13 protein-coding genes and 1 tRNA gene are annotated in these 13,717 nt (G+C 67.9%); 6 read left to right on the top strand and 8 right to left on the bottom strand.

Annotated elements, in window-relative coordinates; genetic code table 11:
- Positions 1–93: 93 nt before the first annotated feature.
- Positions 94–588: an NUDIX domain-containing protein gene (locus ACFVWR_RS18240; protein WP_387215536.1), complete on the bottom strand. Its 495-nt coding sequence runs from the start codon at positions 586–588 to the stop codon at positions 94–96.
- A gap of 97 nt (positions 589–685) precedes the next feature.
- Here ACFVWR_RS18240 and ACFVWR_RS18235 point away from each other — a divergent pair, with 97 nt between their 5' ends.
- The 3 genes from ACFVWR_RS18235 (at position 686) to ACFVWR_RS18225 (ending at position 3,815) form a co-directional block, all read left to right on the top strand.
- The gene (locus tag ACFVWR_RS18235) at positions 686–1,144 is read left to right on the top strand and encodes an NUDIX domain-containing protein (RefSeq protein ID WP_387215533.1); all 459 of its coding nucleotides are present in this window, start codon (positions 686–688) and stop codon (positions 1,142–1,144) included.
- Positions 1,145–1,197: 53 nt separating this feature from the next.
- On the top strand, positions 1,198–2,898 hold the full coding sequence (locus tag ACFVWR_RS18230) for a bifunctional 3'-5' exonuclease/DNA polymerase (RefSeq protein WP_387215530.1): 1,701 nt from the start codon (positions 1,198–1,200) through the stop codon (positions 2,896–2,898).
- Between the two features lie 65 nt (positions 2,899–2,963).
- A complete protein-coding gene (locus tag ACFVWR_RS18225) occupies positions 2,964–3,815 on the top strand; it encodes a DUF1684 domain-containing protein (RefSeq protein ID WP_387215527.1) in 852 nt (283 codons plus the stop codon).
- Positions 3,816–3,840: 25 nt separating this feature from the next.
- Here the strand turns inward: ACFVWR_RS18225 and ACFVWR_RS18220 are convergent, their stop codons facing one another.
- Positions 3,841–4,398 carry a PadR family transcriptional regulator gene (locus tag ACFVWR_RS18220; protein WP_387215524.1) on the bottom strand — a complete coding sequence of 186 codons (558 nt, stop codon included), beginning with the start codon at positions 4,396–4,398 and terminating at the stop codon, positions 3,841–3,843.
- A gap of 195 nt (positions 4,399–4,593) precedes the next feature.
- Here ACFVWR_RS18220 and ACFVWR_RS18215 point away from each other — a divergent pair, with 195 nt between their 5' ends.
- A complete protein-coding gene (locus tag ACFVWR_RS18215; protein ID WP_387215521.1) occupies positions 4,594–5,097 on the top strand; it encodes a DUF3145 domain-containing protein in 504 nt (167 codons plus the stop codon).
- Positions 5,098–5,223: 126 nt separating this feature from the next.
- Here the strand turns inward: ACFVWR_RS18215 and ACFVWR_RS18210 are convergent, their stop codons facing one another.
- The 6 genes from ACFVWR_RS18210 to aceE all read right to left on the bottom strand — a co-directional run bounded on the left by ACFVWR_RS18210 (position 5,224) and on the right by aceE (position 12,836).
- Positions 5,224–6,459 carry a beta-ketoacyl-[acyl-carrier-protein] synthase family protein gene (locus ACFVWR_RS18210; protein WP_387215518.1) on the bottom strand — a complete coding sequence of 412 codons (1,236 nt, stop codon included), beginning with the start codon at positions 6,457–6,459 and terminating at the stop codon, positions 5,224–5,226.
- 119 nt (positions 6,460–6,578) lie between these two features.
- On the bottom strand, positions 6,579–6,827 hold the full coding sequence (locus ACFVWR_RS18205) for an acyl carrier protein (RefSeq protein ID WP_055893767.1): 249 nt from the start codon (positions 6,825–6,827) through the stop codon (positions 6,579–6,581).
- A gap of 43 nt (positions 6,828–6,870) precedes the next feature.
- Positions 6,871–7,875 (bottom strand): beta-ketoacyl-ACP synthase III, encoded by a 1,005-nt coding sequence (locus tag ACFVWR_RS18200; protein WP_387215515.1) that lies wholly within the window; start codon positions 7,873–7,875, stop codon positions 6,871–6,873.
- A gap of 10 nt (positions 7,876–7,885) precedes the next feature.
- A complete protein-coding gene (locus ACFVWR_RS18195) occupies positions 7,886–8,806 on the bottom strand; it encodes an ACP S-malonyltransferase (RefSeq protein WP_387215512.1) in 921 nt (306 codons plus the stop codon).
- A 92-nt stretch (positions 8,807–8,898) separates the two neighbouring features.
- Positions 8,899–10,092 (bottom strand): PucR family transcriptional regulator, encoded by a 1,194-nt coding sequence (locus ACFVWR_RS18190; protein ID WP_387215508.1) that lies wholly within the window; start codon positions 10,090–10,092, stop codon positions 8,899–8,901.
- A gap of 17 nt (positions 10,093–10,109) precedes the next feature.
- Entirely contained in the window at positions 10,110–12,836 is a 2,727-nt protein-coding gene (gene aceE / locus ACFVWR_RS18185; RefSeq protein WP_387215505.1) for a pyruvate dehydrogenase (acetyl-transferring), homodimeric type, read from the bottom strand.
- A 206-nt stretch (positions 12,837–13,042) separates the two neighbouring features.
- Between aceE and ACFVWR_RS18180 the strand changes: the two genes are divergently transcribed.
- Both ACFVWR_RS18180 and ACFVWR_RS18175 read left to right on the top strand, forming a co-directional pair.
- The gene (locus ACFVWR_RS18180) at positions 13,043–13,516 is read left to right on the top strand and encodes a peroxiredoxin (RefSeq protein ID WP_387215502.1); all 474 of its coding nucleotides are present in this window, start codon (positions 13,043–13,045) and stop codon (positions 13,514–13,516) included.
- Between the two features lie 69 nt (positions 13,517–13,585).
- Positions 13,586–13,658, top strand: a tRNA-Val gene (locus ACFVWR_RS18175).
- Positions 13,659–13,717 lie beyond the last annotated feature (59 nt).

The following is a 13,717-nucleotide window of genomic DNA, read 5'->3' as shown; positions in this document are numbered from 1 at the left end:
GGGCGCCCCCCCCCCCCCGGGGGGGGCCCCCCCCCGCCTTCGGGGGCCCCCCCCGGGGGGGGGGGGGGCACCCCTCGATGGGAAAAGCGCGGTTCAGGACGACCGAGCGAGCAGCGCGAGCAGGGCATCCAGGATGGGGCGCTGGCCTTTCGCGAGTTTGAGGCGCGCCTCGTCGAGGTCGACCCAGCGGGCGTCGTCGACCTCCGGGAACTCCTGCACCTTGCCCGACCGCGGCGGCCATTCGAGCGGGAACGCGTTGCTCACGATCGACTCGGGCGCGAACTCGGTCTCTGCGGCGAACACCACGATCGTCTTGCCCGACGACTGTTTGAACTCGCCGAGAAGCTCGAAATGGGCGTCTGCTGGGGGAGGGGATCCGATCTCCTCCGTGAACTCGCGCCGCGCGGCCGCCAGCTCATCGCCCAGATCGTCGGCGTCCACGATGCCTTTGGGGAGCGACCAAGCGCCGTCGTCCTTGCGGGCCCAGAACGGGCCGCCCATGTGCGCGATCCAGACTTGCAGCGCTTCCGGCGACGAGGCGGCACCCCTGCGGAACAGGAGGATGCCGGCGCTTCTCACCGGGGCCATCGGGCTCGCGTGCTCATCGCCCCAGACTACGCGCCCGGGATGACACCGCGTGTCGGATGCGCACGGCGGCCCTCTGAGTCGCGACTAACGTGGAAGGGTGAACTCCGGCGATGCGTGGGTCGAGGGCCCGAACGGCGAACGATTCTGGGGCAGGTTCGGTGCGGCCGGACTGCTCGTGCACGACAGGCTGCGCGGCATCCTGTTGCAGCACCGCGCCGATTGGAGCCATTTCGGCGGCACCTGGGGGCTGCCCGGCGGCGCACGACACGAGGGGGAGTCCGCGATCGATGGGGCGCTCCGTGAGGCTCATGAGGAAGCGGATGTGCCGGCCGACGCCGTCTCCGTGCTCTTCACCAGCACGCTCGACCTCGGGTTCTGGTCGTACACGACCGTCGTCGCCGAGTTGCAGAGGCCGTTCGAAGCGCGCATGGCCGACCCGGAGAGCATCGAACTGCGCTGGGTTCCGGTGCAGGAGATCACCGAGCTTCCCCTGCATCCCGGATTCGCGCAGTCCTGGCCCGAACTGCGCGCTCGGCTGATCGGACTCACCGACTGACGAACGCGCCCTCCGCGACGGCCGATGTCGCTCGTGCCCGGGAGAATGGTGGTGTGCACATCGTTCTCGACCGGTCAGGGCCCTCGACGGTGCGCGCCACGACCCTCGGCGACGACGAGGGCGACACCACCGGCGTCGAACGAACGCTGAGCGACGACGACCTGCCCGCGTTCGTCCGGCAGCTGGAAGGGCGGGAGCAGACGCCCCGCTGGGCGTGGAGTGACACCCGCGTCTGGTATCCACGACTCCTCGCTGCCGGCGTGCGTGTCGACCGGTGCGTCGACCTGCAGCTGAGCCACACCATCCTGAGGATGTCGACGCTGTCGGCCGGGTCCGAGCTCGCGCGTTCCCCGTTGAGCCCATGGGATGCCGCCCCGGCGCTCGACGACGAACCACCCGCACGGGCAGAGGCGCTCTTCGAGCTCGATTCGGAGACGACGGTTGGCGCGGCCGGCGCGGGAGGATCATCGCTCGACGAGTTCCGCGCCCAGCGGAGCGCCGTGGCGGAGAGCACCGCACCGGGACGTCTTCGGCTCCTCCTGGCCGCGGAGTCGGCGGGCGCCCTCATCGCTGCCGAGATGAGGTTCGCCGGGCTCCCGTACAGCGTCGAGCGCCACGACCGCCTGCTCACCGAGCTTCTGGGGCCGCGTCCGGCGCCCGGTTCGCGTCCGGCCCGTCTCGAGTCGCTCGTCGTCGAAATCCGGCGCGAACTGGAGGCGCCGACGCTCAATCCCGACAGCCCGCCCGAGCTTCTGCGTGCCCTGAACCGCGCGGGCGTGCTCGCCACCTCGACCCGGTCGTGGGAGTTGCGCGAGATCGACCATCCGGTGATCGAGCCGCTGCTGCGGTACAAGAAGCTGTCGCGGCTGTTGACGGCCAACGGATGGTCGTGGCTCGATTCCTGGATCGCGGAGGGCCGGTTCCGGCCCGACTACGTTCCGGGCGGTGTGGTCACCGGCCGGTGGGCGACGCGCGGCGGCGGTGCTCTTCAGCTTCCGCGCCAGGTGCGCGGTGCCGTGGTTGCCGACGACGGCTGGAAGCTCGTGGTGGCGGATGCGGCGCAGCTGGAGCCGCGCATCCTCACCGGGCTGGCTCATGACACCGCGATGGCCGGCGCCGGTCGCGGCAAAGATCTGTACGAGGGCATCGTGGCTTCCGGCGCCGTCGAGGAGCGAGCGCAGGCCAAGGTCGCCATGCTCGGAGCGATGTACGGCGCGACGACGGGGGAGAGCGGCCGTCTGATGCCGCGGTTGACCCGGGCGTTCCCGCGCGCGGTTCGGCTCGTCGAAGACGCCGCCCGCGCCGGCGAGCGCGGGGAGATCGTCACCTCGCGGCTGGGCCGCAGCTCGCCCAAGCCCGGCGGCTCGTGGCAGGCCGCCCAGTCTGCGGCCTCCGGCCCCGACTCCACCGATGTCGAGGAGCGCCGGGCACGAACTCAAGCCCGCGACTGGGGCCGGTTCACGCGCAACTTCGTGGTGCAGGCGAGTGCGGCGGAATGGGCGCTCTGCTGGATGGCCGATCTCCGTCGGCGCCTCATGGCGCTGGCTCCGGACGCTCCGCTGGTGCGCGGACCCCACCTGGTCTACTTCTTGCACGACGAGGTGATCGTGCACGCGCCGGAGGAACTGGCGGAGGCTGCCGCCGCCGCGGTGCGCGCGTCGGCCGAGCAGGCCGGCCGGCTCTTGTTCGGGGAGTTCCCGGTGGAGTTTCCCGTGACCACGGCGATCGTGGACGACTACGCCGCAGCGAAATGATCCGGGGCGGCATAAAGCTGTGTCGCACTTGGTTGTTGTTGCCGAACTGATCGAGGATGGACACCATGACTGACACCGCCACCGCGCCCGCCGACCCCCGCGACATCCTTGCGCGCTACCGTCAACGGCGTGAACAGGTCGTCACCGCGCCGAAGGGCAACCTGGCGCTCGTGAACACGCAGTGGATCAGCGGGGATCCGGCAGCGCCGCCTCAGCCGATCTGGGGCGTGCCCGGTCTCTGGTCGCCACTGCCGGCAGGCCAGTCGGGGCTGAAGGTCACGGCCGCCGCTGCCGACGGCATCCGCGTCGACGGTGAACTCGTCGACGGAGAAACCATCGTGCGCGGAAAAGACGACCCGGCGCCCGGTGAGATCGCGTTCAGCGACACTGTCACCGGCTTCGTCATCGCCAGCGAGGAGGGCGAGTACGCCCTGCGGGTGTGGGATGCGAACTCCGAGGCCATCCAGGAGTTCGGCTCGATCGACGCGTACGACTTCGACCCCGAGTGGATCATCAAGGCTACGTTCTCGCCCATCGAGGGCGGTAAGACCGTCGGCTTCGAGCACCTCAAAGACGAGGGCAAGACCCGCGACATGGTCGTCCCCGGCGAGATCACGTTCACGAAGGACGGCGTCGACTACAACCTCGCCGCCTTCAAGTCCGGTCGCGCGCTGCAGCTCGTCTTCGCCGACTCGACGAACGGCTCCGAGACGTACTCGGTGGGCCGCTTCCTGTTCGTCGCGCCGAATCCCGACGGAACCGTGACCCTCGACTTCAACCTCGCCGTGCTTCCGCCTTGCGCGTTCAGCTACAACTTCAACTGCCCCCTGCCACCGGCACAGAACCGCTTCAGCGTGCCGATCCGCGCCGGTGAGAAGAATGTGCTGAACAAGTCCGGCGAATTGCTGCACGGCTGATCCCGGAGCATTGACCGCGTGCCGGTCAGCTGCCCGGTCGTCGGCCCCGTCGTGGACGTTCGGGGGAGCGGTGTTGAACCAGGGCATCCGGATGCGCGTCGAGTGTCGCCGCCACCTCGTCGATCCACTCGATGGCGGCTTTCGCCCCGAGTTCTGCGGCGCGATTGGCGGCCAGAAGGGCGCGTGAGTCGGCCTCGTGCGCCAGTTCACGGATCTTCTCGGCGAACGACGCTCGGTAGTCCTGGAGGACGCTGGACACATCGGCCTCCGCGAGCGAGGCCGCGATGAGCACCTGGTCCTGCATCTCATCCCAGTCGGGCCGGCCGTCGGTCGGGCCGTGGGTCAACCAGCCGGTCGCCTGCTCCGTGCCCTCCGCGGTCAACTCGTAGAGGGGGAGCCCGTCGTCGGTGGTGCCGGCGGAGACGACGAGACCCTGGTCCACCAACCGGTCGAGGGTCGAATAAACCTGACCGGCGTTCAACTGCCGTCGATTCGCGGCGCGCGCGAGAAACTCGCTCTGCAGTTGCGAGCCGTAGGCGGGGCCCAGAGTGAGCAGAGCCAGAAAACCGTTCTGAACGGACATACTCAGTATGCTATTACTTCTGCCCCGATACGTCTCGCAGACCCACCGAATCACAATCTTGTAACTTCGGCGGGTTCTACGGCATAATTCAGAGCATCGGCCGAATGGTCGTTCCTAATTTCATAGTGGTGCTCAGTGGTTTCACTGTCGTTCGGTCGTTGGGGAAGACGTACCGAAATCGAGACGGAGGAAATCATGGCGGCATCTGCAGCTAGAGGAGTGCTCTACGTGCACTCCTCACCTGGCGCGCTCTGCCCTCACATCGAGTGGGCGGCAGGTCGTGCGATCGGTCGTGCCGTGAACTTCACCTGGGAGGCACAACCGGTGCTGAGGGGCGCCAAGCGCGCCGAGTTCTACTGGGAGGGCCCGCAGGGCACCGGCGCGGCGATCGCCTCGTCGCTGCGCGGCTGGGAGCACCTGCGCTTCGAGGTGACCGAAGATCCAGGCCCGGGCACCGACGGTGGGCGCTGGATGCACACCCCCGACCTCGGCATCTTCTTCGCTCAGACCGACAGCGCGGGCAACACCGTCATCCCCGAAGACCGCGTGCGTTACGCGATGGAGATCGCCGGCGCGAACCCGGCCGAGCTGCACCGCGAGCTGCGGCTCGCGCTCGGCCAGTCGTGGGACGACGAGCTCGAGCCTTTCCGTCACGCGAGCGACACGACGCCTGTCGTCTGGCTGCACAAGGTCGGCTGACCGCCGAAGACTCCCGTGGCGGGCCGGATCAGGCATCGCGCGCTGCCGCCCGTACACGGTGAACGAAAAGACCCCGACCGGTTCATCCGGTCGGGGTCTCTTGGTGTAGCAGCGGAACCGGCTCGATCAGACCGAGCGGAACGCGACCACGGCGTTGTGACCGCCGAAGCCGAAGGAGTTGCTGATCGCGAGCTGCGGACCGCTGCCCAAAGGCTGCGCGGTGCCGGAGACCGTGAGCGGGATGGCCGGGTCGAGCTCGGAGATGTTGATGGTCGGTGGGGCGATGCGGTCTCGGAGCGCGAGGATCGTGAAGACGGCTTCGAGCGCGCCCGTTCCACCGAGCAGGTGACCGGTCGACGCCTTGGTGGCCGAGACGGGGATCTCGTGCACCCGATCTCCGAACACGTTGCGCAGAGCGGTGTACTCGGCAGGATCGCCGACCGGCGTGCTCGTCGCGTGCGCGTTGATGTGGGTGACCTCGTCGGGCGTGGCGCCCGCCTGGGCCAGGGCGAGGTGCACCGCGCGGCTCGCGCCGCGACCCTCGGGATCGTTCGCCGTGATGTGGTACGAGTCCGCGGTCACGCCGCCACCGACGACCTCCCCGTAGATCTTCGCGCCGCGAGCGATCGCGTGCTCCTCGGTCTCGAGCACGAGGCTGGCTGCGCCCTCGCCCATCACGAAGCCGTCACGGTCGACGCTGTACGGCCGCGAAGCGGACGCCGGGTCGTCGTTGCGGCGCGAGAGCGCCTGCATCGACGAGAACGAGGCGATGGTGATCGGGTGGATGGCCGACTCGGTGCCGCCGGCGATCACCACATCGGCGAGGCCCTCCTGCAGGTGGTTGAACGCGTTCACGAGCGACTCGGTGCTCGACGCGCAGGCCGAGGCGACCGTGTGCGCGAAGGCGCGGGCCTCGAAGTGCATCGACACCGCTGCGGATGCGGCGTTCGGCATCAGCATCGGAACGGTCAACGGCAGAACTCGGCGCGGTCCGCGCTCCCGCAGGGTGTCCCAGGCGTCGAGCAGCGTCCAGAGGCCGCCGATCCCGGTGGCGTAGTCGACGCCCAGACGCTCGGGAGCGACGTCAGGGGAGCCTGCGTCGGCCCACGCCTCCATCGCCGAGATGAGAGCGAACTGGCTGGAGGGGTCGAGTCGCTTCGACACCGGGCGTGCGAGCACCTCTTCCGGCCGAACCTTCGCCTCTGCGGCGAACGTGACCGGAAGGTCGTACTCGGCCACCCAGTCGTGCTCCAGGGTGCGAGCGCCGGAGACGCCGGCGAGCAGCGCATCCCAGCTCTCCGGGGCGGTTCCACCGAGCGGCGTGGAGGCGCCGATTCCGGTGACGACGATCTTCTTGGTCATAACAACACTTCTCCGTTGGTGAGATCACGACTGCGCGACGGCACAGTCGATCGCGGGCAGGCCGGCCCGACGTGAACCGGGCCGGCCGTGACCGCGAGTGAAGAGTCTTCTTGCGGTGCCTAGGCCTGGGCCTTGACGATGAACTCGACGGCGTCGCCGACGGTCTTGAGGTTCTTGACCTCTTCGTCGGGGATCTTCACGTCGAACTTGTCCTCGGCGTTGACAACGATGGTCATCATCGAGATGGAGTCGATGTCGAGGTCGTCGGTGAACGACTTGCCCAACTCAACGGTGTCGGTCGCGATGCCGGTCTCGTCGTTGATGAGCTCGGCCAAGCCGGCGAGAACTTCTTCGGTGGACAATGCCATGTGTTTTCTCCTTGAGGGGGTGTCGTTTTGACCGTTGAACAGTTTAGGGCAGCACGACGACCTGTGCGCCGAACACGAGACCGGCTCCGAAGCCGATCTGCAGCGCGAGGCCGCCGCTCAGCTCGGGATTCTCTTCGAGCAGACGGTGGGTGGCGAGGGGGATCGAGGCGGCCGACGTGTTGCCGGTCGTCTCGATGTCACGGGCGATCGCGACGGTGTCGGGCAGCTTGAGCTGCTTGGCGAACTCGTCGACGACGCGCATGTTGGCCTGGTGGGGGATGAACGCAGCGAGCTGGTCGCTCGTGACGCCCGCCGCATCCAGGGCCTGCTTGGCGACCTTCGCCATCTCCCAGACCGCCCAGCGGAAGACCGTCTGGCCCTCCTGGCGCAGCGTGGGCCATTCCGCGACGCCGTCGCGGAAGTCGACGAGGGTGCCGTTCATGCCGACGGCGTCGGCCTTCGACCCGTCGGAGCCCCAGATCGTCTTCGAGATGCCCGGGTACTCGCTCGGGCCCACGACGACGGCGCCGGCGCCGTCGCCCAGCAGGAACGAGATCGTGCGATCGGTGGGATCGACGACGTCGGAGAGCTTCTCGGCGCCGACGACGAGAACGTAGTGGGCGACCCCGGTGCGGATGAGCGCATCCGCTTGGGCGATGCCGTACGTGTACCCGGCGCAGGCGGCGTTCATGTCGTACGCCGCGGCCGGGTTGGCGCCGACGCGGTCGGCGAGCACGGCCGCCAGCGACGGCGTCTGGCGCGAATTGCTGATGGTGGCGACGATCACCGCGTCGATGAGCTGCGGGTCCACACCCGACTTGGCGATCGCCTCACGGGACGCCTCGGTGGCGAGATCGACCGCGAGCACATCGTGGCTCGCGCGGGTGCGCGTGATGATGCCGGTGCGCTGCTGGATCCACTCGTCCGACGAGTTGATGGGGCCGACGAGGTCGTCGTTCGGCACGACGATGTCGCCCCGCGCAGCGCCGACGGAGAGGATGCGGGTGTACTGCGGCCCGTGGGCCTGCTGCAGTGTGGGGTGGGTCATCCTGGTCCTCCTAGGCGGCCTGGTCGATGAGCTCGAACGCGGCGGGCAGATCGTCCGGCGTCTTGATGGCGACAGAAGGAACACCCTTCAGCCCGCGCTTGGCGAGTCCGACGAGAGCCCCGGCGGGCGCGACCTCGATGATGCCGGTGACGCCGGCCTGCTGGAACGACTCCATGGTGAGATCCCAGCGCACGGGCGACGAGACCTGACCGACCAGGAGGTCGAGGTATTCGGCTCCGGATTCGACGAGCGAGCCGTTCTTGTTGGTCCAGATCGGCAGAGTCGGGTCGGAGACGCTGAGGGTCGCCGCGAACTCACGGAGGCGCCCGACGGCCGGCTCCATGTAGCGGGTGTGGAACGCGCCTGCGACCTGCAGCGGGATGACCCGGGCGCGTGCCGGCGGGTTCTCCGCGAGCTTCGCGAGGCCGTCGAGGGCGCCGGCGACCACGATCTGCCCGCCGCCGTTGAAGTTGGCGGGGGAGAGACCGAACTCGTCGAGCTTCGCGAACAGCTCCGTCTCGTCGGCTCCGATGACAGCGCTCATGCCGGTCGCCACCTCTGCGGCGGCGGCGGCCATGGCCGAGCCGCGCTCGCGAACGAAGGCGACGGCATCCGTCTCACTGAGGATGCCCGCACCCGCTGCAGCGGTCAGCTCGCCGACCGAGTGACCGGCGATGCCGCCCACGCGGTCGCGACGACCGTCGGCCAGGAGCGCCGACAGGGTCAGCAGGCCCGCGGACACGATGAGCGGCTGTGCGATCGCTGTGTCGCGGATGGTGTCGGCGTCACTGACCGTTCCGTGGGCGACGAGGTCGATGCCGACGGCGTCCGAAATGCCGGAGAGCTGGTCGCGGAACGACGGCTCGGCGAGCCAGGGTTCGAGAAAGCCCGGGGTCTGGGAGCCCTGACCGGGGCACACGATCACAATCACGAGTTCTAGTCTGCCAATCCTCCGCCGTGCGGATGTGTCGATCGGATACGAAGTATTCCGAGATCCTTTGTCAATGTCTACAAACGCGCGGGTCAGCCGCGGCGCGTCGAGTCCGGTTCGTTGATCGAGCCGACGATGAGCGCCGCCTGCAGAATGAGCGCTTCACGCGCGCCTGTCGCATCCCAGCCGATCACCTCGGAGACACGCTTCAGGCGGTACCGCACGGTGTTCGGGTGCACGAACAGTTCGCGCGCCGTCGCTTCGAGCGAGCGTCCGTTGTCGAGGTAGCACCAGAGGGTTGTGAGGAGTTCGGTCGAGTGCGCCTGCAGGGGACGGTAGATCCGGTTGATCAGTGTCGCGCGCGCCAGGCCATCGCCGGCGAGAGCCCGCTCGGGCAGCAGATCGTCGGCGTGCACCGGGCGCGGGCAGTTGCGCCACGCCTTCGCGACAGCGAATCCTGCGAGCGCAGCCTTCGCGCTCTTCGAGGCGTCGACCAGGCTGGCGACCTCGTGGCCGAGCACGAGATGCCCCTGCCCGAAGCCGGGTTCGAGCTGGGAGGCGATCTCCAGAAAGCTGACGACGGGGGAGGCGCCGATGGCGTCGTCGTGCGCATCCGTGCTCGGGAAAGCGCGCCCGATCACGAGCACGAGCCGGCTTCCTTGCACGCCGATCAGCACATCCGCCGACATGTGCCTCGCGGTGCGACGCAGCTGGTCGACGTCGAGCATCTTCGGAGCCGTGCCCACGAGCACGCTCACCTCGCCGTGTCCGTGCCAGCCCAGGGCCGCGATGCGGCTCGGGAGCTCGTCGTCGTATTCACCGGTGAGGATGCTGTCGACCACGAGCGCTTCGAGGCGTGCGTCCCACAGGCCGCGGGCCTCGGCGGCGCGAGCGTACACATCCGCGGCGCCGAAGGCGATTTCGCGCGAGTAGAGCAGGATCGCCTCGCGCAGGGCCTCACCGCCGTTCTTCACCCTGTCTTCGACGACCTCGACGGTCACCTTGATGAGCTGGAGCGTCTGCTGGAGACTCACCGACCGCAGCAGCTCGCGAGGAGCCGCGCCGAACACATCCGCCGCGATCCACGGGGTCGACCGAGGATCGTCGAACCACGAGATGAACGACGAGATGCCGGCCTGAGCCACCAACCCCACCGCGGACCGCCGCCCAGGGGGCATGTCGCGGTACCACGGCAGGGTGTCTTCGAGGCGTTTCAGGGTAGCCGTAGCCAGCTCACCCGAGATCTTGCGAAGCCAGGTGAGCGTTTCTTCCTTCGTCTTCGGCACCGGAGTGCGGCCCGAGGTCAGCTTTCGCCGCCGGCGGTACCGGTGGTGCCAGCGTTCACGTCGTGCAGCAGGTACTTCTCGATCGCCCAGGCCGGCGCGTTCGGGTCGACCTGACCCCGGGCAGCGAGCAACTCGAGGGTGCGGACCACCATCGAGGGGCCGTCGATCTTGAAGAACCGTCGAGCGGCCGCGCGCGTGTCCGAGAAGCCGAAGCCATCGGCGCCGAGCGTGGCGAACTCACCGGGGACGAACTGACGGATCTGGTCGGGCACGGCGTGCATGTAGTCCGTGACCGCGACGAACGGGCCGTCGGAGCCTTCCAGCTTGCGGGTGACGTACGGAACCTGCGCCTCCTGCTGCGGGTAGAGGAAGTTGTGCTCCTCCGCCCTCAGACCGTCGCGACGGAGCTCCAACCAGGAGGTCACCGACCACACGTCGGCCGACACGCCCCAGTCCTGCGCGAGCAGGTGCTGGGCTTCGAGCGCCCACGGCACCGAGACGCCCGAGGCGAGCAGCTGGGCCTTGGGGCCGGCGGTGTCGTTGCCGCGCAGCTTGTAGATGCCGCGCACGATCCCATCGACGTCGACGTTCTCCGGCTCGGCGGGCTGCACGAGCGGCTCGTTGTACACCGTGAGGTAGTACATGACGTTGGGGTCCGGGTGGTTGTCGCCGTACATCCGCTCGAGGCCGGCGCGCACGATGTGCCCGATCTCGTAGCCGTAGGCCGGGTCGTACGAGACGACGGCCGGGTTGGTCGACGAGAGCACGAGCGAGTGGCCGTCGGCGTGCTGGAGGCCTTCACCGGTGAGGGTGGTGCGTCCTGCGGTGGCGCCGATCATGAATCCGCGCGCCATCTGGTCGCCGGCCGCCCACATGGCGTCGCCGGTGCGCTGGAACCCGAACATCGAGTAGAAGACGTACACCGGGATGAGCGGCTCGCCCTGAGTGGAGTACGACGTTCCGATGTTGGTGAACGCCGCGAGTGCGCCCGCCTCGTTGATGCCGACGTGGATGATCTGACCCTGCGGGCTCTCCTTGTAGGCCAGGAGCAGCTCGCGGTCGACCGAGGTGTAATGCTGGCCGTTCGGGTTGTAGATCTTCGCGTTCGGGAAGAACGCGTCCATGCCGAACGTGCGCGCCTCATCCGGGATGATCGGCACGATGCGGTGACCGAAGTCCTTGGAGCGCAGCAGGTCTTTCAGCAGTCGCACGAACGCCATGGTGGTGGCGATCTCCTGCGTGCCGGAGCCCTTCTTCGAGATCGCGTAGGCCGAGTCGTCCGGCAGGTTCAGCTGCGTGTACTTGGTGCGACGCTCGGGAACGTAGCCGCCGAGGGCGCGACGGCGCTCGTGCAGGTACTGGATCGCCTCGTCGTCGGCTCCCGGGTTGTAGTACGGGGGCAGATACGGGTTCTCTTCGAGCTGCGCGTCGGACACCGGGATGCGCATCGCGTCACGGAACGTCTTCAGGTTGTCGAGCGTCATCTTCTTCATCTGGTGGGTCGCGTTGCGGCCCTCGAAGCTCGGACCGAGGCCGTAGCCCTTGATGGTCTTCGCGATGATGACGGTCGGCTGGCCCTTGTGCTCGACGGCGGCCTTGAACGCCGCGTAGACCTTGCGGTAGTCGTGACCACCGCGCTTGAGGCCCCACACCTGGTCGTCGCTGTAATCCTCGACGAGCTTCAGGGTGCGCGGGTCGCGACCGAAGAAGTTCTCGCGCACGTAGGCGCCGTTCTCGGTCTTGTAGGTCTGGTAGTCGCCGTCGGGGGTCTGGTTCATCAGGTTGACGAGCGCGCCGTCCGAGTCGCGGGCGAGGAGTTCATCCCACTCTCGACCCCAGATGACCTTGATGACGTTCCAGCCGGCGCCACGGAAGTAGCTCTCCAGCTCCTGGATGATCTTGCCGTTGCCGCGCACCGGCCCGTCGAGGCGCTGAAGGTTCGCGTTGATGACGAAGGTCAGGTTGTCGAGCTTCTCGTTGGCGGCGACCTGCAGCTGACCGCGGCTCTCGACCTCGTCCATCTCGCCGTCGCCGAGGAAGGCCCAGACGTGCTGGTCGCTCGCATCCCTGATGCCGCGGTTGGTGAGGTACTTGTTGGCCTGAGCCTGGTAGATCGCGTTGATCGGCCCGAGACCCATCGACACGGTCGGGAACTGCCAGAACTCCGGCATGAGGCGGGGGTGCGGATACGACGAGAGACCGCCGCCCGCGTGCGACTTCTCCTGGCGGAAGCCGTCGAGCTGGTCGGCGCTCAGGCGGCCCTCGAGGAAGGCGCGGGCGTAGGTGCCGGGGGAGGCGTGGCCCTGGATGAAGATCTGGTCGCCGCCGCCGGGGTGGTCCTGGCCGCGGAAGAAGTGGTTGAAGCCCACCTCGTAGAGCGCGGCGCTCGACGCGTACGTCGAGATGTGGCCACCGACCGCGATGCCGGGGCGCTGCGCCCGGTGCACGAGGATGGCCGCGTTCCAGCGGATCCACGCACGATAGCGGCGTTCGATCTCCTCGTCGCCGGGGAACTCCGGCTCGTTCTCCGGGGAGATGGTGTTGATGTAGTCGGTGGTCGGAACCATCGGGACACCAAGGTGCAATTCTTTGGAGCGCTTCAGCAGGCTCAGCATGATGTCACGAGCACGCTCGTGACCGTGAGCCGCAACCAGTGCGTCGAGGGATTCCTGCCATTCGGCGGTCTCCTCCGGGTCCGAATCGATGTTATTCATCGAGTACGGGTCCTGGTCGTTTACAGTCACCCTCGACCTCTTTCTTGTGTCGGATAGATCGTGAGAGGCGTCTTTCGCTGTCGGGTTACGACAAGTGCGAAGGCACCATCTGTCAGCCTAGCCTCACTCCGAGCGCTCCGTTGACCGCCTCCTTGGAAGTCTCGGCCGGCGGGTCTAGGCTGTGTGCTCGTGCGTCGGCGACGGATCCGGCAGGCCGCCGCTGAAAGGAACACACCATGGCTCTGGAGAACGACACCCAGGCTCCCGATTTCGAATTGCTCAGCCAGTTCGGCGAGACGGTTCGCCTCAGCGACTTCCGCGGCAAGCGCGCTGTCGCCCTTGTCTTCTTCCCCTTGGCGTTCTCGGGAACCTGCACCGGAGAGCTCTGCGCACTGCGCGACAACCTGGCGCTGTTCAAAGACCATGCGGTCGAACTCATCGGGATCTCGGTCGACTCGAAGTTCACGCTGCGAGCGTGGGCCGAGCAGGAGGGCTACGACTTCACGCTGCTCGCCGACTTCTGGCCGCACGGCGAGATCGCGAAGGAGTACGGCGTGTTCCTGCCCGAGAAGGGTTTCGCCAACCGCGCGACGTTCGTGATCGACGAGTCGGGCATCATCCGCGCATCCTTCATCACCGCGCCGGGTGAGGCGCGATCGGTCGAGGCGTACCGCGACGCGCTGGAGAAGCTTCCCGCGCACGTCGGCTGACCCTCTCGATTCGCTCGAACCGACACACCGCGCCGACCGGTAAGCTGGTCGGGTCGCACAGCGACGTCAGGGCCTTTAGCTCAGCTGGTAGAGCGCCACGTTTACACCGTGGATGTCATCGGTTCGATCCCGGTAGGGCCCACAGCCATCGAGGGGTCCCGACTCGCCGTTACATGCACCGATGTAGCGGCGAGTCGGGAC

It is taken from the genome of Leifsonia sp. NPDC058292 (assembly GCF_042880955.1).
In the GTDB taxonomy this organism is placed as follows: Bacteria; Actinomycetota; Actinomycetes; order Actinomycetales; family Microbacteriaceae; genus Leifsonia.
Note: the sequence above shows the minus strand (reverse complement) of the source record. Positions and strands in the feature narration are given on the sequence as shown.

Coding starts and splice junctions, on each gene's coding strand:
- ACFVWR_RS18240 (WP_387215536.1), bottom strand. CDS start 588: ATGGCCCCGGTGAGAAGCGCCGGCATCCTCCTGTTCCGCAGGGGTGCC.
- ACFVWR_RS18225 (WP_387215527.1), top strand. CDS start 2,964: ATGACTGACACCGCCACCGCGCCCGCCGACCCCCGCGACATCCTTGCG.
- ACFVWR_RS18220 (WP_387215524.1), bottom strand. CDS start 4,398: ATGTCCGTTCAGAACGGTTTTCTGGCTCTGCTCACTCTGGGCCCCGCC.
- ACFVWR_RS18215 (WP_387215521.1), top strand. CDS start 4,594: ATGGCGGCATCTGCAGCTAGAGGAGTGCTCTACGTGCACTCCTCACCT.
- ACFVWR_RS18210 (WP_387215518.1), bottom strand. CDS start 6,459: ATGACCAAGAAGATCGTCGTCACCGGAATCGGCGCCTCCACGCCGCTC.
- ACFVWR_RS18205 (WP_055893767.1), bottom strand. CDS start 6,827: ATGGCATTGTCCACCGAAGAAGTTCTCGCCGGCTTGGCCGAGCTCATC.
- ACFVWR_RS18200 (WP_387215515.1), bottom strand. CDS start 7,875: ATGACCCACCCCACACTGCAGCAGGCCCACGGGCCGCAGTACACCCGC.
- ACFVWR_RS18180 (WP_387215502.1), top strand. CDS start 13,043: ATGGCTCTGGAGAACGACACCCAGGCTCCCGATTTCGAATTGCTCAGC.